This is a genomic window from Thauera humireducens, from assembly GCF_001051995.2.
GTDB lineage: Bacteria > Pseudomonadota > Gammaproteobacteria > Burkholderiales > Rhodocyclaceae > Thauera > Thauera humireducens.
Genome location: NZ_CP014646.1, coordinates 2308521 through 2328405 on the forward strand (window position 1 = coordinate 2308521; position 19885 = coordinate 2328405).

Below are 19885 nucleotides of genomic sequence, written 5' to 3' on the forward strand. Positions count from 1 at the left end.
CCTTCGTCGGGTGATGACTTGGAGTAAACTTCTGTTCTGTATGCGCACAATTCTACTTCATCTGCTTCCCGCCTCGCTTTACGCCGCACTCGGCGTAGCCTTCTGGCGCAGTTGCATCGCGCGCCCCGCAGGCGCGACACGGGCGAACTGCATGGCCAGGCGGGAGCGCCTCGTCCTGCTCGTTGCCATGCTCGCGCACGGCATCGCGCTGCATGCGTCCATCTTCCCCGCCGACCAGATGCGCTTCGGGTTCGGGGTGGCGGTATCTCTGATGGTCTGGCTGGCGATTTGCTTCTACTGGGTGGAAACCCTCTATACCCGTCTCGAAGGGCTGCATGCAGTCGTGATGCCTGCCGGCGCGCTCGCCAGCCTGCTGCCGCTGTTCTTCCCCGGCGAACACGTGCTCGCCAACGCAACGTCGCCTGCCTTCCGCGCCCACTTCGTCATCGCCATGCTGGCGTACAGCCTGTTCACCCTCGCTGCGCTGCATGCAATGCTCATGTCGGTGGCAGGCCGCCAGTTGCACAATGCGCGCTTCAGCCGTCTGCTGGCCGGCCTGCCGCCCTTGCTGACCATGGAAGCGCTGCTGTTCCGCCTCATCGGCATCGCCTTCATCCTGCTGACTATGACCCTGATCAGTGGCGTGGCGTTCTCCGAAACCCTGTTCGGTCAAGCTTTCCGCCTCGAGCACAAGACGCTCTTCGCATTCATTTCCTGGCTGCTTTTCGGCGCCCTCCTCGTCGGGCGCCACCTGTGGGGCTGGCGAGGCCGCGTCGCACTGCGCTGGACGCTTGCAGGCTTCATCGCACTGATGCTGGCCTACGTTGGCAGCCGATTCGTCATCGAGGTCGTCCTGCAGCGCGTAGGCTGATGCCGGAAGGGTACTTGCCCACACCGCCGGCGTCATGAATATGACCGGCGGCCGGCAAGGTCTTTACAAGGTTTTACGCGGCGGGCAACATCGACGCACTTCAGTCCAAGGCAAGGCATGGCGGCGAATCCCCAACCTGCCCTGAGCGGTTTCGCTCGGGCCCTCATCCAGCATGGACGGCTGTCCGAAGCAGACGCACTCGCGTGTACCGCGCAGGCCAGCGACGGCACCAATGCATTCATCCTGGAGGTCGCGGCACGCGGCCTGATGTCGACGGCGGCCATCGCACGTTTTGCGGCCGACACTTTCGGCTACCCCCTGCTCGACATCGCCGCATTCGACAAGTCGATGTTCGCCAGCGATGCGGTCGACCGCAAGCTGATGCACAAGCACCAGGCGCTCGCGCTCGCCAAGCGCCAGAACCGTGTCACGCTTGCCATCGCCGATCCCTCCAACATGCGCGCGCTGGACGAGATCCGCTTCCAGACCGGCATGCAGCTCGACCTCGTGATCGCCGAGGCCGACAAGCTCAAGCGCGTTGCCGATGCACAGAACGAGTCGACCGAGCAGACCCTGAAGGAGCTGACGGGCGACGAGTTCGACATGGACCTGCTCAAGGAAGAGGCGCCTTCGGAGCACAAGGAAGAGGACACCAGCGACGTCGACGACGCTCCGGTGGTCAAGTTCATCCAGAAGGTGCTGATCGACGCGATCAATGAAGGTGCGTCCGACATCCACTTCGAACCTTACGAGAAGTATTACCGCATCCGGGTACGGACCGACGGCGTGCTGCGTGAGATCGCGCAGCCGCCGCTGGTACTGAAGGAAAAGATCGCCGCACGGATCAAGGTCATCTCGCGCCTCGACATTTCGGAGAAACGTGTCCCGCAAGACGGACGCATGAAGCTCGTGCTGTCGAAGAACAAGGCGATCGACTTCCGTGTCTCGACGCTTCCGACCCTGCACGGCGAGAAGATCGTGATGCGTATTCTCGACCCGAGTTCGGCGATGCTCGGTATCGATGCCCTGGGTTACGAGCCTGACCAGCGCAAGGCGCTGATGGAAGCGGTCGAGCGCCCCTACGGCATGATCCTGGTCACCGGCCCGACCGGCTCCGGCAAGACGGTGTCGCTCTACACCTGCCTCAATATCCTCAACAAGGCGGGCGTCAATATCTCGACCGCGGAAGATCCGGCCGAAATCAACCTGCCCGGCATCAACCAGGTCAACGTCAACGAAAAGGCCGGCCTCACCTTCTCGGCGGCGCTGCGTGCCTTCCTGCGCCAGGATCCGGACGTGATCATGGTGGGTGAAATCCGCGACCTCGACACGGCCGAGATCTCGGTCAAGGCGGCGCAGACGGGCCACCTGGTGCTGTCGACCCTGCACACCAACGACGCACCGACCACCCTCGAGCGCCTCAAGAACATGGGTGTCGCGCCGTTCAACATCGCGTCATCGGTGATACTGATCACGGCCCAGCGTCTGGCGCGCCGGTTATGCTCGTGCAAGAAGCCGGCCGACATACCGCTCGAAGCCCTGCTCGAGGCGGGCTTCAGCCCGGATGAACTCGATGGCAGCTGGCAGCCCTACGCGCCCGGCGGCTGCGACCGCTGCAAGGGCAGCGGGTACAAGGGCCGCGTGGGTATTTACCAGGTGATGCCTATTACGGAAGAGATTGCGCATATCATAATGACCGGTGGCAATTCGATGGACATTGCCGCCCAGGCAGAAAGCGAGGGCGTGCGCGACCTGCGCAAGTCCGGCCTGCTCAAGGTCAAACAAGGCGTGACCTCGCTAGAGGAAGTGCTGGCGACAACCAACGAATAAGGCAAAGGAAGCTCGATCACATGGCAACGGCTAGCCGCGCAATGCGCCCCGCAGGCCCCCAGGAGGATCTGTACAACTGGGAAGGCAAGGACAAGTCCGGCAAGATCGTGCGCGGCGAGATCAGGGCTTCCGGTGACGCGGTCGTCAAGGCCATGCTCCGCCGCCAGGGCATCCTGGTCACCAAGGTCAAGAAACAGAAGCTGTCGCGTGGCGGCAAGATCAGCGAGAAGGACATCGCGCTCTTCACCCGCCAGCTGGCGACAATGATGAAATCCGGCGTGCCGCTGCTTCAGGCCTTCGACATCGGCATCAAGGGTTCTGGCAACCCTGCGCTGGCACGCCTGCTGAACGAAGTCCGGAACGACGTCGAAACCGGCTCGAGCCTGTCGCAGGCCTTCGCCAAGCACCCCGTGCATTTCGATCGTCTGTTCACCAACCTGGTCGCCGCCGGCGAACAGGCCGGCATCCTGGACAGCCTGCTGGACCGGATCGCCACCTACAAGGAAAAGATCCTTGCCATAAAGGGCAAGATCAAGTCGGCGCTGTTCTATCCGATCGCGGTCGTCGTGGTGGCCGCACTGGTGATCTCGGTGATGATGCTGTTCGTCATTCCCGAGTTCAAGAGTGTCTTCTCCGGGTTCGGAGCCGAACTGCCGGCGCCGACCATGATCGTCATCGGAATTTCCGACTTCTTTGTCGAGTTCTGGTACATCGTGCTCGGCATCCCCATTGTCGCGATCATGGCCATCAGCTGGATCTACAAACGCTCCGTCGCCATGCAGATCGCGATCGATCGCCTCGTACTCAAGCTGCCCGTCGTCGGCGACATCATCCGCAAGGCGACGGTGGCACGCTGGACCCGTACGCTGTCGACCATGTTCGCAGCCGGCGTCCCCCTTGTCGAAGCGCTGGATTCGGTCGGCGGCGCCTCCGGCAACCACATCTATCTGACTGCGACCCGCCAGATCCAGAGCGACGTGAGCACCGGCACGAGCCTGACCGTCGCCATGCAGAACGCCAACGTGTTCCCGACCATGGTGGTGCAGATGGTGTCGATCGGCGAGGAGTCCGGTCAGCTGGATGCCATGCTCGGCAAGGTGGCGGACTTCTTCGAGCAGGAAGTCGACGAGGCCGTATCCGGGCTGTCGCAGCTGCTCGAGCCGATCATCATGGTCTTCCTCGGCACCGTTATCGGCGGCCTGGTGATCGCGATGTATCTTCCGATCTTCAAGCTCGGCTCGATCGTCTGATTCATGCTGGCGCTCTTGCAAGACCCGCTCGCCTTCACCGGCGTGGGCGCCCTGCTGGGATTGTTCGTCGGCAGCTTCCTGAACGTCGTGATCCACCGCCTGCCAAGGATGATGGAGCGTGACTGGCATGTACAAGCTGCCGAGTTGAGGGGCGAGGAGGTCCAGCCGACCGAGCGCTTCAATCTCGCGACGCCGCGGTCGCGCTGCCCGCACTGCGGGCACCTCATCGGCGCGCTCGAGAACATCCCGGTCCTGAGCTACCTCGTGCTGCGGGGGCGCTGCGGCCACTGCGGCGCCCGGATCAGCCTGCGCTACCCGATCGTCGAGGCGTTCACCGCCCTGCTCTCGGGCTACGCTGCCTGGCATTTCGGTTTCGGGCTCGCGGCTGCCGGCGCCCTGCTGTTCATCTGGACGATGGTGGCGCTGGCCTTCATCGACATCGATACGCAGCTGCTGCCCGACGATCTGACGCTTCCTCTGCTTTGGCTTGGCCTGCTCTTCAACCTGGGCGACACCTTTACCGATCTGCCCAGTGCAGTGATCGGCGCCATGGCAGGGTATCTTGCGTTGTGGTCAGTGTATTGGCTGTTCAAGCTCGTCACCGGCAAGGAAGGCATGGGCTATGGCGACTTCAAGCTGCTGGCAGCCATTGGCGCCTGGCTGGGCTGGTCGCTGCTGCCGCTGACGATCCTGCTCTCGTCGCTCGTCGGCGCGGTCGTCGGCATCACCCTCATCGTCCTTGCCCGCCACGGTCGCAACGTGCCGATCCCCTTTGGCCCCTACCTGGCCGCAGCGGGCATCATCGCCCTGTTCTGGGGCGAGACCCTGACGTCCCGCTACCTCGGTCTGCTCTGACGCGTCAGCCTTGCAGGCCAGGCACCGCCGGCTTGAACTCGATTGGGCTCAGCCCCATATATGCTTGGGGCGCGCCGTCTGGGTACGCGCCTTTTTCCTTATGCTGCATTGCGTTAGACTTGCGCACTTGTTTTCGGGAGCTTGTCATGCCCATCTACGAATATCGTTGCCCGAGCTGCGGTTTCCAGAAGGAACACCTGCAGAAAATGAGCGATGAACCCCTGTCGTCCTGCCCGTCCTGCGGTGCCACCGGCTACGCCAAACTGCTGTCGGCCGCCGGCTTCCAGCTGAAGGGCACCGGCTGGTACGCCACCGACTTCAAGGGTGGCAGCACCGCCTCTTCGCCCTCTACCGACAGCAGCCCATCGTCCGCCCCCGCTTGCGCCGGCGGCGGCTGCGCCTGTCACTGAGGCCGCTGCACGCGCCATCGTCCGGCCTGCCCCGTGCAGGCCCTGCAAGAAGATTCCGTGAAGAAATACTTCATCACCGGCCTGCTGATCTGGATTCCGCTGGCGATCACCTTCATGGTGCTCGCGTGGATCGTCAACACGCTCGATCAGATCCTGCTCTGGCTGCCCAATGGCGCACAGCCGCAGACCGTTCTCGGATTCAACATCCCGGGCATTGGCGTGCTGATGGCCCTGGCCATCGTGCTGGCGACCGGTCTCGTGGCCGCGAACGTGCTCGGCCAGAAGATCGTTGCCCTCTGGGAGGCCGTCCTCGCCCGCATCCCGGTGGTGAAGTCGATCTACTACAGTGTCAAGCAGGTATCGGACACCTTGTTCTCGAGCAGCGGCCAGGCCTTCCGCAAGGCCCTGCTCGTGCAATACCCGCGCCAGGGCGCGTGGACCATCGCCTTCCTCACCGGCAAGCCCGGCGGAGACGCCGCCCACCACCTCGCCGGCGACTACGTCAGTGTCTATGTTCCGACCACGCCCAACCCGACCTCCGGCTTCTTTCTGATGATGCCGCGGGACGACGTGATCGAGCTCGACATGAGCGTCGACGAAGCGTTGAAGTACATCATTTCGATGGGCGTCGTCGCGCCCCCCAGCCGCCGTGCCGAGCGCCCGGCGCTGCTAAACGAATAAGCCAGCCCACTTTCAAGACCGAAGCGCGGCGTATCGTCGTCGCCCACCAGACCTGCCGGAACCCTGACATGCGAACTCACTATTGCGGACAAGTCACCGCCGCCGACCTCGACCAGATCGTCACCATTTGTGGCTGGGTACATCGTCGCCGCGACCACGGCGGCGTGATCTTCATCGACCTGCGCGACCGTGAAGGCCTGGTTCAGGTCGTATGCGACCCCGACCGTGCCGAGATGTTCAGGCTCGCCGAGTCGGTGCGCAGCGAGTTCGTCCTGAAGATGAGCGGCAAGGTCCGCCGCCGCCCGGCGGGGACCGAGAACGCCAACCTGACGTCCGGCGAGATCGAGATCCTGTGCCACGAGATCGAGGTGCTGAACGCGGCGGCGACGCCCCCGTTCCAGGTGGATGACGAGAACCTGTCCGAGACGGTGCGTCTGACCAACCGCGTCATCGACCTGCGCCGCCCGCAGATGCAGAAGAACCTGATGCTGCGCTACAAGACCACGATGGCCTTCCGCCGCTTCCTCGACGGCGCCGGCTTCATCGACGTCGAGACGCCGATGCTGACCAAGAGCACACCTGAAGGCGCACGCGACTACCTGGTACCCTCACGCGTGCACCCGGGCCAGTTCTTCGCCCTGCCTCAGTCGCCCCAGCTCTTCAAGCAGTTGCTGATGGTCGCCGGCTACGACCGCTACTACCAGATCGTCAAGTGCTTCCGCGACGAGGACCTGCGCGCCGACCGCCAGCCCGAGTTCACCCAGGTCGACCTCGAGACCTCGTTCATGAACGAGCACGAGATCACCGCGCTGGTCGAGGAGATGATCCGCTTCGTGTTCAAGGAGGCGATGGCGGTCGAGCTGCCCGCGCCCTTCCCGCGCATGACCTACGCCGAGGCGATGCGCCGTTACGGCTCGGACAAACCCGACCTGCGCGTCACGCTGGAACTCACCGACGTCACCGACGCTGTGCAGGACGTCGCCTTCAAGGTCTTCAGCGGCCCCGCCACCTCGGGCGGCCGGGTCGCCGCGATGCGCGTGCCCGGCGGCAACAGCCTGACCCGCGGCGAGATCGACGAGTACACCAAGTTCGTCGGCATCTACGGCGCCAAGGGCCTGGCCTACATCAAGGTCAACGACGTCACCCAGCCCAACGAACAGGGCCTGCAGTCGCCGATCGTCAAGAACCTGCACGAGACGGCGCTGCGCACCATCCTCGAGCGCACCGGCGCGCAATCGGGCGACCTGATCTTCTTCGGCGCCGACAAGACCAAGGTGGTCAACGACGCCATGGGCGCACTGCGCATCAAGCTCGGCCACGAGAAGGGCTATGTTACGGGCGAGGCATGGTGCCCGCTGTGGGTGGTCGACTTCCCGATGTTCGAGTACGACGAGGACGACAAGCGCTGGGTCGCCTGCCACCACCCCTTCACCAGCCCGAAGGACGAACACCTCGACCTGCTGACGACCAACCCGGGCGAGTGCCTCGCCAAGGCGTACGATCTGGCACTGAACGGCTGGGAAATCGGCGGCGGCTCGGTGCGTATCCACCGCGCCGACGTGCAGGCCAAGGTGTTCGACGCGCTCAACATCGGCCCCGAGGAGCAGCAGGTGAAGTTCGGCTTCCTGCTCGACGCACTGAAGTATGGCGCCCCGCCGCACGGCGGCCTGGCTTTCGGCCTCGACCGCATCGTCACCATGATGACCGGTGCCGAGTCGATCCGCGACGTCATTGCCTTCCCCAAGACCCAGCGTGCGCAGTGCCTGCTGACCAACGCCCCGGGCGAAGTGGATGAAAAGCAGCTGCGCGAACTGCACATCCGCCTGCGCCAGAAGGTCGAAACCCAGGTCGAAGTCGGCAAGACCTGAGCTTGCCGCACAGCCCCCCAGCGGGCTCCACCGCGCCCTGTATCCCCTGAGGATGCCCGGCGTCGTGGAGCCCGTCTCCGTTTGCGTCGACGACCGACCGAACACCGCCCTTTCAGATTTCGACAGGGATGCCGTAATCTTCTCCTGAAGCACGCCCCTGCGTGCACATGGCGCCATTACAGATGCTCCTGCCGAACGAGCTCGAAGTCCTCGTCGTCGAAAGCCAGCCCAACATGCGTGCGCAGCTGCGCACGATGCTGTCGTCGATCGGCATCGAGAACGCCCAGTACGCGGTTTCCGCAACGGCCGCGATGAAGCGGCTGCGCGAACATCGCTACGACCTGATCCTGTGCGAATACAACCTCGGCGAAGGCCAGGACGGCCAGCACCTGCTCGAGGACCTGCACGCCCACGGCATCATCCCGCTCGACACCGTGTTCGTCATGATCACCGGCGAACGCAATTACGAACGCGTCACCAGCGCGTGCGAGCTCTCCCCCAACGACTACATCCTCAAGCCGCTCAACGCCGAGACGCTGCGCGTGCGGCTGCTGCGAGCCTTCCAGAAACGCGACATCTTCCTGCCGGCATGGCAGTTGATGCGACTTGGCGATCCGGTTGGTGCCATCGAGTACTGCCGCATCGCACGCGACGAGAACCCGCAACACCTCACTGACCTGCTGCGACTGCAGGCGCAGTTGCACGCCAGCATCGGCCAGCTCGACGAAGCCGAGTCGCTCTATCGCGAGATCCTCGGCTCGCGCAGCATCCCATGGGCCGAACTCGGACTTGCCCGACTGCTGGTACTCAAGAAGCGCTACGTCGAGGCCGAGGACATCCTGACAGGCCTGATTGCGCGCCATGACCGCTTCATCGCCGCCTACGAACTGCTCGCCCAGCTCCGCGAAGAAACCGGTCGTCCGGACGAGGCCTGCGCCACCCTGAACGCTGCCGCGGAGAAGTCGCCGCACCGCGTCGCGCGCCTGCGGCACCTCGGCACGCTGTCACTCGCCATCGGAAATCCGGCGGGCGCGGAAGAGGCGCTTGCAGAGGTTGTCCGCAAGGGCAAGTACTCCGAATTCCGCGATCCGGAGGACCACGTCCGCCTCGTCCAGGCACAGCTTGCCCAAGCCAAGGTGCAGGATGCCCAAGGCACCATCGCAGACCTCGACCGCAGCATGGGACGACAACCCAAGGGTGAGGTCTGCAAGGCCGTGTGCACGGCGCTGGTGCATGCCCACAACAACGATCGCGCTCGAGCGCAGGCTGCGCTGAAGGCCGCAGCGCTAGCCGGCGGCACCGTGCGCGAGCTGTCGGTCGGGCTGCGGCAGGACCTGATCAGGGCCTGCTTCGACCAGGACATGCAGGAGCAGGCCAGCGAACTCGTCACCGACCTGTTGCGCAGCTCGGCCGACGAACGCACCATCGAGACCACGCGCGCGGTACTCGACCAGCGCGGACTCGGGCACCTGTCACAGGAGATCGAGGCGCGCATCCAGACCGAGGTCAAGTCGCTCGTCACCACGGGCGCGGAGAAAGCACGCGCAGGCGACTTCGACGGCGCCGTGGCCGAGATGATGAGCGCGGCGCGCAAGCTGCCGGGCAATCCCCATGTGCTGTTCAACGCCGCCCTCGCACTGCTGCGCCACATCGAGAACCGCGGTTGGAACGATGCCTTCGCCACCCAGGCGCGCGGCCTCATCCAGCGCGCCCAGCGCCTGTCCCCCGCCAATCCACGGCTGGCTGCGATCACCGAGTTCATGCACGCGCTCATCAAGCGCTACGGCATCCGGCCGGAAAAGGTCTTGGGCCGCCCGGCACGAACCTTCTGAACACCGCCGACTGCTGCAATGTTCCGCACGCTGCTGCTCCGCCTCGCGCTCCTCCTCGTCCTGCTTGCAGGCTGCACGCCGACCGGCCCGGACCGCGACACGCTCGCCGGCCTGCCGCAGGAGGCGGTCGAGACCATCAGCCTGATCCAGAAGGGCGGCCCCTTCCCCTACCGCAAGGACGGCACCGTGTTCCAGAACCGTGAGGGCCTGCTGCCACAGAAACCGCGCGGCTACTACCGCGAATTCACGGTGCCGACGCCCGGCTCACGCGACCGCGGCGCACGCCGCATCGTCACCGGCGGCAATCCGCCCGAGGTCTTCTACTACACCCACGACCACTACCGGAGCTTCCGCCAGGTGGAGCCGCGCCCATGATTCCCTCTCCTTCCGACTCACCTTTGGACGTGCGCGTCGAACTCGCCGACTGCACGGACAAGGCTGGACTGCTCAGGCGTTTCGCCGAGGCCTTCCGCTTTCCGGACTGGTTCGGACACAACTGGGACGCCCTGGCCGACTGCCTCACGGACCTGTCGTGGCTGCCCGCACCGGCCTACCGCGTGGTCCTGTGCAACTCCTCGACCCTGCGCACGACGCACCCCGACGTGCTGGCCACCACATTCGACATCCTTGACGACACGACGCGCTGCTGGGCTGAGGCCGGCATCGCGTTCAGCGTCGAGGTCATGGAAGACGACGCCCCTTCCGCTAGCGCCCGCCCGCCGCACGACGCGCCTCGATAAGCTCGGCGAGACACCTCGGACAGTAACAGGCGCCGGTCTCGGGTACGGATTCCGGCGCTGGCACGGCAAAAGCGGCCGGGTAGGCCGCACACCAGCAGGCCGCCTCGCCCGCGCGCATGCCACAGGTGAAACGCGCGCCGCAACGCGGACAGAGGTTACTCGGCGTCGAGTCTGGCACTGAGGGGTTCATGATGAATCGGTTTCCTTGAATGCACCGCCCGAATGATAGGACGGATGCAGCCTCGCCCTTGAATCCTCGTCGGCCGGACCTATATTTTGTCTGAGGCCGGATTCCTGCCGGCAGGCTTTGGACAAGAGGAGATCAGGACATGAGCAGCAATCTCACCCGTCGTACCGACCCCCTGGACGACTTCTTCCGCGGCTTCTTCGTACGTCCCGTAGACTTCGGCGGCGGTCCCCTCGCCAATGCAGGCGTGGAGGCCCCGCAGATGCGCGTCGACGTCAAGGAGACCAGCGAGGGCTACGAGGTCCATGCCGAACTGCCCGGCATGAAGAAGGAAGACATCCACGTCCATATCGACGGCCCGGTAGTGTCGATCAGCGCCGAACGCAAGCAGGAAAAGGAAGTGAAGGAAGGCGAGAAGGTGCTGCGGACCGAACGCTACTTCGGCAAGGTGTCGCGCAGTTTCCAGCTCGGTCAGGAAATCGACGAAGCCAAGGCGGCCGCCAAGTTCAAGGACGGTGTGCTCGAACTCTCCCTGCCGAAGAAGGCGGAGGCCCAGGCCAAGCGCCTGACGATCGACTGATCCGCAGTCCCCACGCCGGCCGGCCCGCATGCCTGCTTGCAGGCTGCGGGCTTTTTCATGCGCGGCGGGCCGTAACATGTGTGGTGACAGAATCGGGCCGGCAACACGCCCACAACCGGGACGCCCGCAGTAAACTGCGCGCTGTCTATCCGCACCGCAACAAAGGACACCCCATGACCGACACCCGCCCCGCCGACCCCGTCACCCCCGCCCGCAAGGCCGAGATCCTGGCCGAGGCCCTGCCTTACATCAAGCGCTTCTTCGACAAGACCATCGTCATCAAGTACGGCGGCAACGCGATGACCGACCCGCACCTCAAGGAATGCTTCGCGCAGGACGTCGTGCTGCTCAAGCTGGTCGGCCTGAACCCGGTGGTCGTCCATGGCGGCGGCCCGCAGATCGAGACCCTGCTGACACGCGTGGGCAAGAAGGGCGAGTTCATCCAGGGCATGCGCGTCACCGACGCCGAGACCATGGAAGTGGTCGAGATGGTGCTCGGCGGTCAGGTGAACAAGGAGATCGTCAACCTGATCAACCAGGCGGGCGGCAAGGCCGTCGGCCTCACCGGCAAGGACGCCAGCTTCATCCGCGCCAAGAAACTGCTGATGCAGAAGCTCGACGCGCCGGCGGGTGACCTGATCGACGTCGGCCAGGTGGGCGAGATCACCAGCATCGATCCCAGCCTGATCGCCTTCCTCGACAAGGGCGACTTCATCCCGGTGATCGCGCCAATTGGCGTCGGCGAAGAGGGCGAGACCTACAACATCAACGCCGACGTGGTCGCCGGCAAGCTGGCCGAGATCCTGAAGGCGGAGAAGCTGGTGCTGCTGACCAACACGCCGGGCGTTCTCGACAAGGCCGGCAACCTGCTCACCGGCCTGACGCCGCGCGAGATCGACGAGCTCGTCGCCGACGGCACCCTGTCGGGCGGCATGCTGCCCAAGATCGGCTCGGCGCTGGACGCGGCACGCAACGGCGTGAAGTCGGTGCACATCATCGACGGCCGCGTCGAACATTGCCTGCTGCTCGAGATCCTGACCGACCACGGCGTCGGCACGATGATCAAGAGCAAGTAAGCACGAAGTGAACCGCCCCCGCCGCCTGGTGCGGGGGCGCCTCTGTACTCAGACGCGGTAGTAGTCGCGATACCAGGCAACGAAGCGGGCGACGCCGTCCTTCACGCTGGTCGCCGGCGCAAAGCCGGTCCAGGCGTTCAGCGCCTCGGTATCGGCGTAGGTCGCCGGCACGTCGCCATCCTGCAGCGGCATGAAGTTCTTCTGTGCGGTCACGCCCAGGGTTTCCTCGATCGCCGACACGAAGGCCATCAGCTCCACCGGGTTGTGGTTGCCGATGTTGAACACGCGGTACGGGGCGTTGCTGCGGCCAGGGTCCGGGTTGTCCGAATCGAAGGCGGCATCCGCCGCCGCCGTTCGGTCGAGCGTACGGATCACGCCCTCGACGATGTCATCCACGTAGGTGAAGTCGCGCTTCATCTTGCCGTGGTTGAAGACGTCGATCGGACGTCCTTCGAGGATGGCCTTGGTGAACAGGAACAACGCCATGTCCGGGCGCCCCCACGGACCATAGACGGTGAAGAAGCGCAGGCCGGTCGTCGGCAGGCCGTAGAGATGGCTGTAGGTATGCGCCATCAGTTCGTTCGCCTTCTTGGTCGCGGCGTAGATGCTCACCGGATGATCGACGCTGTCGCGCTCCGAGAACGGCATCTTGGTATTGCCGCCATAGACGCTGGAACTCGACGCATACACCAGATGCTGCACCTTCGCATGCCGGCAGCCCTCCAGGATGTTCATGAAGCCAACCAGGTTGCTGTCGATGTAGGCATGCGGGTTCTGCAGCGAGTAGCGCACCCCGGCCTGCGCCGCGAGGTGGATCACACGATCGAACTTCTCCTCGGCGAACAGGCGCTCCATGCCGGCACGGTCGGCCACGTCCATCTTCACGAAGCGGAACCCCGCGTGCGGCGTCAGCCTAGCCAGGCGCGCCTCCTTCAGCGTCGGGTCGTAATAGTCGTTGAGATTGTCGAGTCCGACCACCTGGTCCCCGCGCGCGAGGAGACGTTGGGACGCATGCATGCCGATGAAGCCGGCGGCACCAGTGACGAGGATTTTCATGACGATGTCGGGTTGGGAGAATCGAAGACGCTGGATTATCGCATGCGCGCACGGGCGGCGTATGACAGTCCCACCCCCTGGATCCTTGCTTATACTTGCGCGGTCGTCTGCTGATCCGCCTTGATGCTCACCCGCCTGCCTTACACCCTGCTGTGGATCCTCGCCCTGCCCCTGGTCGTGTTGCGCCTGCTGTGGCGCGGACGACGCCAGCCGGGTTACCTGAAACACCTCGGTGAGCGCTTCGGCCGCTACCGGATGCGCGCACCAGTGCGCGTCATCTGGGTGCATGCCGTGTCCGTGGGCGAAACCCGCGCCGCCGAACCGCTGGTCAGGGCCCTGCTGAAACGCTGGCCCGAACACACGGTCCTGCTGACGCACATGACGCCCACCGGCCGCGAGACCTCGAAAGCACTGTTCAACGGCGACTCCCGCGTACTGCGCTGCTACCTGCCCTACGACCTCAGCTGCTTCGCGGGCGCCTTCCTGCGCCACTTCCGCCCGCAGTTCGGAGTGATCATGGAGACCGAGCTGTGGCCGAATCTGCTCGCAGCCTGCCGCCGGCGCAGCGTGCCGGTGATCCTGGCCAATGCCCGCCTGTCGGAACGCTCGGCGCGACGCTATGCCCGCCTGCCGGCCTTGAGCGCCCTGACGATGGGCGCGCTGAGCGCGATCGGTGCGCAGACCGCGGCCGACGCCGCCCGGCTGTCGGCGCTCGGCGCCCGCCGGGTAATGGTCACGGGCAACATCAAGTTCGACATCTCGCCCCCCGAGAACACCAAGGCCCTCGCCAGCCTCTTCCGCGCACGCATCGGCTCACGCCAGGTGCTGCTTGCCGCCAGCACGCGCGACGGCGAAGAGGCCCTGCTGCTCGACGCCTTCGCCCGCCTCGCGCCGCCCGAGATCCTGCTCGCCCTGGTGCCTCGCCACCCCCAGCGCTTCGACGAGGTGGCCAGGCTCGCCGCGGCACGTGGCCTCGCGCTTCAGCGCCGCTCGGAGGATCAGCCGGTCGCGGCGCAAACCCGCGTCTGGCTCGGAGATTCGATGGGAGAAATGTTCGCCTACTACGCCAGTGCGGACGTCGCGCTGATCGGCGGCAGCTGGCTGCCCTTCGGCGGCCAGAACCTGATCGAGGCCTGCGCGGTCGGCACGCCGGTGGTCGTCGGCCCCCACACCTTCAACTTTGCTGCAGTGGCCGAACAAGCCATCGCGACGGGTGCGGCCCTGCGAATCGAGACGGCCGATGCGGGCGTCAACGCCGCCCTGGAACTGCTGAAAGAAGCGCGTCGCCGTGGCGACATGGCCGAGGCCGGTTTGCGCTTTGCCGCGGCAGACCGCGGCGCCACCGCGCGTACGCTGGAACTGCTGGAAGGCGTCGCGCTCAGGGCGCCAGCAGCGCGTTGATCTCGCGCACGTCGTCCTCGCCGAGCGTACCGGCAGCAGCCTTCAGGCGCAGTTGGGCGAGCAGGGTGTCGTAGCGCGCACGCGACAGTTGCTGAAGCGTATCGGCCAGTTGCGTCTGGGCGTTGAGCACGTCGATGTTGATGCGCACGCCCACTTCGTAGCCGAGCTTGTTGGCTTCGAGCGCGGAGGTCGACGACACCTTCGCGGCTTCCAGCGCCCTCACCTGCGCCATGCCGCTGGTCACGCCCAGCCATGACTGGCGCGCGGCCAGCGCAGCATTGCGGCGCGCATCCTCGAGATCGGCATCGGCCTTCATTCGCAGCGCCGCCGCTTCGCGCGACACGGACGACACCCGCCCGCCGGCATACAGCGGCAGATTGAGCTGCAGCCCGATCGTCGTCGCCTCGCTGCGCTCGGTCGACACCTGCGGCCGGTTGTTAACGCCATGGGTTGCGACGATATCCACCGTCGGCAGGTGCCCGGCGCGTGCGCGCTCGACCTCACGCGCGGCGATCTCGCGCACGAGTTGCTGCGCCTGCACGCCGAAACTGCCCGCCTCGGCCGCGGTGACCCAGTCCGCGATGTTGTCGGGTTGCGGACGCTGCAGTTGCACGCCCTCTCGCAGACCGGCCAGAGCCTCGGGCTGCTTGCCGATGATCTGCGCCAGCGTCTGGCGCGCGACCTCGAGCTGGTTCTGTGCAGCGATCTCCTGCGCCGAGGCCAGGTCGAAGCGCGACTGCGCCTCGTGGACGTCGGTGATCGTGACCGTGCCGACCTCGAAGCTGGTCTTCGCCAGATCGAGCTGTTCGCCCGCCGCCGTACGCAACTGCGTCACCGCGGCAAGCGCATCCTGCGCATTGAGAACGTTGAAGTAGGCCTCGGAGACCCGCAGCACCAGGTCCTGCCGCGCCACGCCGAACTGCGCCTCGGTCAGCGCGGTCTGCAATTCGCCCTGCTTGAACTGCACCCAGTTCTGCCAGCGGAACAGCGGCTGGGTCAGCTGCACACCGTAGCCGTTGCTGTTGTAGGAGTAGTCCATTGCCCGCGGACTCGAACTCGTGCGCAGCTCGGCGTCGTTCCAGCGCGTTTCCGCGTTCAGTCCGATCTGCGGCAGCAGGCCGGAACGCCCCTGCACGACCTTCTCCTGTCCGGCCTCGAACTCGGCCCGTGCCGCGGAGAACTTCGCATCATTCGCGAGCGCCTCCTGATAGACCTGCATGAGGTCGGCGGCCCACGCGCCGCTCGAGAACAGGCCTGCCACACAGAGTGCTATCGCTCGCTTCATTACGTCCTCCGGAAAATGCTGCCGCGTCAGTACTGCGGCATCTTCGGGTCGACCTGCGCCGCCCAGCCAGCGACACCGCCAGCCAGATTGATCACGTTGCCGAAGCCCTGATGCTCGAGGAACATGCACACCTGCGCGCTGCGCCCGCCGTGGTGGCAGACCACCACGATCTCAGCGTCACGGTCGAGCTCGGCAAAACGTGCGGGCACGCTGCCCATGGGCATCGGCACGGAACCCTCGATGTGACAGATCCCGAATTCCCAGGGTTCGCGCACATCGAGCAGCAGGGGCTTGTCGTCCCCCGCATCGCTCAGGCGGTCGGCAAGTTCGCGCGGGCTGATCTGACGCATGGTGTCGTACTCAGAAGCTGAAGGCGTCGTGGCGCGGCGCGTTGCGCAGCATGGGCACGACGGTCTCGAAGATGTCCTCGGTGCGGAAACGCCCCTCGGCCTCGCAGGTGATCAGGCGTCCCTTCATGACCGGCGCCTCGCCCACGAACGCGAACAGGCGGCCACCCACCTTGAGCTGCTCGAGCAGCGCCTGCGGCACGAAGGACACGCCGCCCGATACCACGATGACATCGTAGGGGGCACGCTCGGCCCAGCCCGCCATGCCGTCGCCCTGCGCCACCACGACGTTCTCGACACCGTTGCGGGCGAGGTTGTCCGAGGCGAACTTCACCAGCTCGGGCTCGATTTCCAGGGTGCGCACCCACTCCGCGCGCGCCGCCAGCAGTGCGGCGAAAAACCCGGAACCGGTACCGATCTCCAGAACCGAGTCGGATTTCGCCAGTTGCAGCGCCTGCAGCACCTTGCCCTCGATGACCGGCTTCAGCATCACCTGGCCGCAGCCGATCGGGATCTCCACGTCGGCGAAAGCCAGCGACCGCGCGCTCGCGGGCACGAACTCCTCGCGCTTGACCGTCATCAGGAGGTCGAGCACGTTCTGATCCAGCACCTCCCAGGGGCGGATCTGTTGCTCGACCATGTTGAAGCGCGCTTTCTCGAAATTCATCAGGAACTCCTGGCGAAATATTAGCACACGCTAATTAATAGCGTCGTCCGTTACGGCAAAACCGCATCATTCTAGCGCAGTTGCTGCGCTGCGATGGGGCGACGCGGCGCCCGTCAAGCAAGGGCAGTGACGATGGACAAGGCCCGCGGTCCCGGGCGCAAACCGCATGCTGGCCCGGGTCTCGCGCCTGGCGGCGAGCCGGGTCGTGCGGACGTTCCGGGATCAACGCGACTCGAGCACCAGGCGACCATTGGCCGGCTGGATCGGGCGGGTGTTGCGCGGGTAGAGGCGCCCGAACACGGCCAACTGGTCGTCAGCCATCGGCATCGGCGTCTTCATCACCACCCAGATGACGTCTTCGGTGCAGGGCGGCACGGGCAGCGAGCCGAGATAGAGGAAGTGCGCGGGATTCTCGGGGACGAAACCATTGAGGTCGATCACGGCATCCGGCACGAACTCGCGCCCGCGATCGAGTGGCAGGTTGTTCCACAAGGTCTGCAGCAAGGCGTTCGGCGCGCCGCCCGCCTCGAGCAGGATCGACACGATCGCCGTGCGACCGTCGGCGCTGCGGTGCTCGAGATAGGCGGCCATGTCATAGGCCATGCCGCCGACACGCTCCTGCGACGGGCGATGCAGGGTGAAACGCTCGAGCGCGTAGCGCGTGCCGCGGATCTCGACCCCCATGCCTTCGCCAACGTCCACCTGCAGCGTGTTGCCGGTGTCGCGGATGCGAAAACCGGTGCTGCGGTAGTGGAACTTGACCGGTGCCAGATCCACCGCCACGCCGTCACGCAGGTCGATCGGCGACTGGCGCGTGCCCTCGCTGCACAGACGCCAGTCGGGACGCAGGCGCCCCCACGCCTCCGGACCCAATTCCCCCTCGTAGCGCCAGCCGGGATCGAAGGCGTTGTCGCGCTGGGCACGCAGCAGCACCTCGACCGGGTCGGGCGGCGCCGGGGTCGCCGGCACCGACGGGGCCTTGACCTGCGGTCGCGCCAGGGCAACGGGCGCCGGAGTCTGCGGACGGGGCGTCTCACGCACCTCCGCGCGTGACGGCTCCGGCCTGCGCTCCGCGCCCGGCCGCGCCGGCGGAGCCGACTTCTCGGCCTTGCGCACCGTCTCGGCGGTCGCAGGCTTGGGTGCCTCGCGCTCGACCCTCTCGGGATCGGGCTTGGCGGGCCGGATGTTTGGCAGCGGCGGCAGGATCAGCTTCTTGTCGCCCTGATCCACCGCACCGTTCGGGGGCGCCGCCTCGACCGCCTTGGGCGGTTCAGCGGCACGCAAGGCCTGCGCCGTCGTCGTAGCGGTTTCGATCGGCGCCGCGCGGGCGGGCTGGGCCGTCGCCGGCTTCGCGGACCGCCCGGCCTTTGCGGGGGCCGGCGCGGACGCCTTGGGTGCTGCGGGCGCAGCGGCTTCCAGCCTCGGCTGCATCGAATCGGCCAGCTTCTGCACCTCGTCCGCCACCCTCTGCAGGTCGGCAACCGACGGCGGGCCGCACACCTCGCGCCACATGCGCTCGTCGACCGAGCTCGGCGTCACCCGCAGCGGCGTCTGGTCCTCGACATTCTCCTCGCGCACCAGGTTGTCATCGGCGTCGAGATACACGCGCTTGATGGTGGAGAAGGTCCGGTTCTGGCAGTCATACCGGTTCAGGGCCTTGATCGTCGCATATCCCGCCGCCGCGACCTCGTTGTTGGCCAACACCACCCGCCCCCACGACACCTTGGTGCCACGATCCGAAGTCAGGATGCTGCCGCGGTCGATCTCCACCCGGCGGTTGCGATCACTCAGCACCAGCTGCCAGTCGGCGGCGAGCGCGACCTGCAGCGGGCTGGCGATCATCAGGGCCACGAGGGCCAGGCGGGAGAGTTTCATCGATGCGGAGAACGGGCAGTAATGCAATCCTATACGGCGTGCGCACCGAAATCTTGAGCACCTTGCCACACACGAGGGCATACAGTATCGTCCGCAGTTCTCGTTGGGGGTGCCCGCTGCGCACGGGCTGAGAAACACCCTTGGAACCTGATCCGGCTCGCACCGGCGTAGGGAAACGTCAATATGCGTTCGTCCGCTTCATCCGCCGCTGCAACCAGCAGCGCGTCCCGTATTTCCAATGTGGTCTCGATCGCCGGCGTGGACCCGAGTGGGGGCGCCGGCGTGCTTGCCGACCTCAAGGCCTTCTCGGCGCTCGGCGCCTATGGCTGCGGCGTCATCGCTGCGCTGACGGCACAGAACACCCAGTGCGTGACCGGCGTGCATGTACCGCCGACCGACTTCCTGCGCCTGCAGATCGACACCCTGTTCGCCGACGTCGCGATCCACGCGACCAAGATCGGCATGCTCGGCAGCGCCGAGGTCACCGCCACCGTGGCCGACCGCCTTGCCCACTGGCAGGCCGCCAACGTCGTGCTCGACCCGGTCATGGTCGCCAAGAGTGGCGACAGCCTGCTGGCCAGGAGCGCGATCGCGATGATGCGCGAGGCGCTGTTCCCGCAAGCCTTCCTGATCACCCCCAACCTGCCCGAGGCGGGCGTGCTGCTCGAACAGCGTGCGCCGGAAACGGTCAAGGAGATGTACCGCGCCGCCGAGCGCCTGCGCGAACTGCTGCCAGTCTCGAGCGAGCGCTGGGTGCTGCTCAAGGGCGGCCACCTGCCCGGCAACGACCTCGTCGACCTGCTGTTCGACGGTGACCGCATGGTCGAACTGCCCGCGCCGCGCATCGAGACCAAGAACACGCACGGCACCGGCTGCAGCCTCTCGTCCGCCATCGCCGCCCTGCTGCCGCAGCGGGCAGGCGGATTCAGGCCGGTGGAGTCGGCCGTGCGCGAGGCACGCCAGTGGCTGCTGGGCGCCATCGCACATTCGGGCGAGCTCGGCGTCGGCAGCGGACATGGTCCGGTCCATCACTTCCACGCACTCTGGCGCAGGAACGCAGTTCCGCACTGAAGC

The 19885-nt window shown here is 65.8% G+C and carries 20 protein-coding genes and 1 riboswitch; of the genes, 14 read left to right on the top strand and 6 right to left on the bottom strand.

Going from position 1 to position 19885, the window contains the following annotated elements:
* The first annotated feature begins 40 nt into the window (after positions 1-40).
* The 10 genes from AC731_RS10845 (at position 41) to AC731_RS10890 (ending at position 10337) form a co-directional block, all read left to right on the top strand.
* The gene (locus tag AC731_RS10845; protein ID WP_038011754.1) at positions 41-871 is read left to right on the top strand and encodes a cytochrome C assembly family protein; all 831 of its coding nucleotides are present in this window, start codon (positions 41-43) and stop codon (positions 869-871) included.
* Between the two features lie 117 nt (positions 872-988).
* Positions 989-2701: a type IV-A pilus assembly ATPase PilB gene (gene pilB / locus AC731_RS10850; protein WP_048705994.1), complete on the top strand. Its 1713-nt coding sequence runs from the start codon at positions 989-991 to the stop codon at positions 2699-2701.
* Positions 2702-2721: 20 nt separating this feature from the next.
* Positions 2722-3951, top strand: coding sequence for a type II secretion system F family protein (locus tag AC731_RS10855; protein ID WP_038011757.1), 1230 nt, complete (start codon positions 2722-2724; stop codon positions 3949-3951).
* 3 nt (positions 3952-3954) lie between these two features.
* Positions 3955-4806 carry a prepilin peptidase gene (locus tag AC731_RS10860; RefSeq protein ID WP_048705996.1) on the top strand — a complete coding sequence of 284 codons (852 nt, stop codon included), beginning with the start codon at positions 3955-3957 and terminating at the stop codon, positions 4804-4806.
* A gap of 146 nt (positions 4807-4952) precedes the next feature.
* The gene (locus AC731_RS10865) at positions 4953-5216 is read left to right on the top strand and encodes an FmdB family zinc ribbon protein (RefSeq protein ID WP_048705998.1); all 264 of its coding nucleotides are present in this window, start codon (positions 4953-4955) and stop codon (positions 5214-5216) included.
* A 57-nt stretch (positions 5217-5273) separates the two neighbouring features.
* Positions 5274-5897 carry a DUF502 domain-containing protein gene (locus AC731_RS10870; RefSeq protein WP_038011779.1) on the top strand — a complete coding sequence of 208 codons (624 nt, stop codon included), beginning with the start codon at positions 5274-5276 and terminating at the stop codon, positions 5895-5897.
* Positions 5898-5965: 68 nt separating this feature from the next.
* A complete protein-coding gene (gene aspS, locus AC731_RS10875; protein ID WP_048706000.1) occupies positions 5966-7765 on the top strand; it encodes an aspartate--tRNA ligase in 1800 nt (599 codons plus the stop codon).
* 182 nt (positions 7766-7947) lie between these two features.
* Entirely contained in the window at positions 7948-9597 is a 1650-nt protein-coding gene (locus AC731_RS10880) for a response regulator (RefSeq protein ID WP_048706002.1), read from the top strand.
* Between the two features lie 18 nt (positions 9598-9615).
* Positions 9616-9972, top strand: coding sequence for a guanyl-specific ribonuclease (locus AC731_RS10885; RefSeq protein ID WP_048706004.1), 357 nt, complete (start codon positions 9616-9618; stop codon positions 9970-9972).
* The gene (locus tag AC731_RS10890) at positions 9969-10337 is read left to right on the top strand and encodes a barstar family protein (RefSeq protein ID WP_048706005.1); all 369 of its coding nucleotides are present in this window, start codon (positions 9969-9971) and stop codon (positions 10335-10337) included. The genes AC731_RS10885 and AC731_RS10890 overlap by 4 nt, the downstream gene beginning before the upstream one ends.
* Here the strand turns inward: AC731_RS10890 and AC731_RS19585 are convergent.
* Entirely contained in the window at positions 10303-10527 is a 225-nt protein-coding gene (locus tag AC731_RS19585; RefSeq protein WP_082794307.1) for a cysteine-rich CWC family protein, read from the bottom strand. The genes AC731_RS10890 and AC731_RS19585 overlap by 35 nt on opposite strands.
* Before the next feature lie 139 nt (positions 10528-10666).
* On the opposite strand from AC731_RS19585, the gene AC731_RS10895 reads away from it, so the two are divergent.
* Both AC731_RS10895 and argB read left to right on the top strand, forming a co-directional pair.
* Positions 10667-11104 carry an Hsp20/alpha crystallin family protein gene (locus AC731_RS10895; protein WP_004261107.1) on the top strand — a complete coding sequence of 146 codons (438 nt, stop codon included), beginning with the start codon at positions 10667-10669 and terminating at the stop codon, positions 11102-11104.
* Positions 11105-11277: 173 nt separating this feature from the next.
* The gene (argB, locus tag AC731_RS10900; RefSeq protein WP_048706008.1) at positions 11278-12180 is read left to right on the top strand and encodes an acetylglutamate kinase; all 903 of its coding nucleotides are present in this window, start codon (positions 11278-11280) and stop codon (positions 12178-12180) included.
* Between the two features lie 48 nt (positions 12181-12228).
* Here the strand turns inward: argB and AC731_RS10905 are convergent, their stop codons facing one another.
* Entirely contained in the window at positions 12229-13236 is a 1008-nt protein-coding gene (locus AC731_RS10905; RefSeq protein ID WP_004261111.1) for an NAD-dependent epimerase, read from the bottom strand.
* 123 nt (positions 13237-13359) lie between these two features.
* On the opposite strand from AC731_RS10905, the gene waaA reads away from it, so the two are divergent.
* A complete protein-coding gene (waaA, locus tag AC731_RS10910; protein WP_048706011.1) occupies positions 13360-14637 on the top strand; it encodes a lipid IV(A) 3-deoxy-D-manno-octulosonic acid transferase in 1278 nt (425 codons plus the stop codon).
* On the opposite strand, the gene AC731_RS10915 is transcribed toward waaA, so the two are convergent.
* The 4 genes from AC731_RS10915 to AC731_RS19590 form a co-directional block, all read right to left on the bottom strand.
* Positions 14615-15922 carry a TolC family outer membrane protein gene (locus AC731_RS10915; protein ID WP_048706012.1) on the bottom strand — a complete coding sequence of 436 codons (1308 nt, stop codon included), beginning with the start codon at positions 15920-15922 and terminating at the stop codon, positions 14615-14617. The genes waaA and AC731_RS10915 overlap by 23 nt on opposite strands.
* A gap of 26 nt (positions 15923-15948) precedes the next feature.
* Positions 15949-16272 (bottom strand): rhodanese-like domain-containing protein, encoded by a 324-nt coding sequence (locus AC731_RS10920; protein WP_048706014.1) that lies wholly within the window; start codon positions 16270-16272, stop codon positions 15949-15951.
* A 10-nt stretch (positions 16273-16282) separates the two neighbouring features.
* Complete coding sequence (locus tag AC731_RS10925) at positions 16283-16936, bottom strand: protein-L-isoaspartate O-methyltransferase family protein (protein WP_048706016.1); 654 nt, start codon at positions 16934-16936, stop codon at positions 16283-16285.
* 222 nt (positions 16937-17158) lie between these two features.
* Complete coding sequence (locus AC731_RS19590) at positions 17159-18811, bottom strand: carbonic anhydrase (RefSeq protein WP_082794308.1); 1653 nt, start codon at positions 18809-18811, stop codon at positions 17159-17161.
* A gap of 95 nt (positions 18812-18906) precedes the next feature.
* Positions 18907-19002: riboswitch (TPP riboswitch) on the top strand.
* Here AC731_RS19590 and thiD point away from each other — a divergent pair.
* Entirely contained in the window at positions 18995-19882 is an 888-nt protein-coding gene (gene thiD, locus AC731_RS10935; RefSeq protein ID WP_048706018.1) for a bifunctional hydroxymethylpyrimidine kinase/phosphomethylpyrimidine kinase, read from the top strand. (Overlaps the previous riboswitch by 8 nt.)
* The last annotated feature ends 3 nt before the right edge of the window (positions 19883-19885 follow it).

Bases quoted from the DNA above. Each gene is read 5' to 3' on its own strand.
- AC731_RS10845 (WP_038011754.1), top strand. From the start codon at position 41: ATGCGCACAATTCTACTTCATCTGCTTCCCGCCTCGCTTTACGCCGCA.
- pilB (WP_048705994.1), top strand. From the start codon at position 989: ATGGCGGCGAATCCCCAACCTGCCCTGAGCGGTTTCGCTCGGGCCCTC.
- AC731_RS10855 (WP_038011757.1), top strand. From the start codon at position 2,722: ATGGCAACGGCTAGCCGCGCAATGCGCCCCGCAGGCCCCCAGGAGGAT.
- AC731_RS10860 (WP_048705996.1), top strand. From the start codon at position 3,955: ATGCTGGCGCTCTTGCAAGACCCGCTCGCCTTCACCGGCGTGGGCGCC.
- AC731_RS10865 (WP_048705998.1), top strand. From the start codon at position 4,953: ATGCCCATCTACGAATATCGTTGCCCGAGCTGCGGTTTCCAGAAGGAA.
- aspS (WP_048706000.1), top strand. From the start codon at position 5,966: ATGCGAACTCACTATTGCGGACAAGTCACCGCCGCCGACCTCGACCAG.
- AC731_RS10880 (WP_048706002.1), top strand. From the start codon at position 7,948: ATGCTCCTGCCGAACGAGCTCGAAGTCCTCGTCGTCGAAAGCCAGCCC.
- AC731_RS10885 (WP_048706004.1), top strand. From the start codon at position 9,616: ATGTTCCGCACGCTGCTGCTCCGCCTCGCGCTCCTCCTCGTCCTGCTT.
- AC731_RS10890 (WP_048706005.1), top strand. From the start codon at position 9,969: ATGATTCCCTCTCCTTCCGACTCACCTTTGGACGTGCGCGTCGAACTC.
- AC731_RS19585 (WP_082794307.1), bottom strand. From the start codon at position 10,527: ATGAACCCCTCAGTGCCAGACTCGACGCCGAGTAACCTCTGTCCGCGT.
- AC731_RS10895 (WP_004261107.1), top strand. From the start codon at position 10,667: ATGAGCAGCAATCTCACCCGTCGTACCGACCCCCTGGACGACTTCTTC.
- argB (WP_048706008.1), top strand. From the start codon at position 11,278: ATGACCGACACCCGCCCCGCCGACCCCGTCACCCCCGCCCGCAAGGCC.
- AC731_RS10905 (WP_004261111.1), bottom strand. From the start codon at position 13,236: ATGAAAATCCTCGTCACTGGTGCCGCCGGCTTCATCGGCATGCATGCG.
- waaA (WP_048706011.1), top strand. From the start codon at position 13,360: ATGCTCACCCGCCTGCCTTACACCCTGCTGTGGATCCTCGCCCTGCCC.
- AC731_RS10915 (WP_048706012.1), bottom strand. From the start codon at position 15,922: ATGAAGCGAGCGATAGCACTCTGTGTGGCAGGCCTGTTCTCGAGCGGC.
- AC731_RS10920 (WP_048706014.1), bottom strand. From the start codon at position 16,272: ATGCGTCAGATCAGCCCGCGCGAACTTGCCGACCGCCTGAGCGATGCG.
- AC731_RS10925 (WP_048706016.1), bottom strand. From the start codon at position 16,936: ATGAATTTCGAGAAAGCGCGCTTCAACATGGTCGAGCAACAGATCCGC.
- AC731_RS19590 (WP_082794308.1), bottom strand. From the start codon at position 18,811: ATGAAACTCTCCCGCCTGGCCCTCGTGGCCCTGATGATCGCCAGCCCG.
- thiD (WP_048706018.1), top strand. From the start codon at position 18,995: ATGCGTTCGTCCGCTTCATCCGCCGCTGCAACCAGCAGCGCGTCCCGT.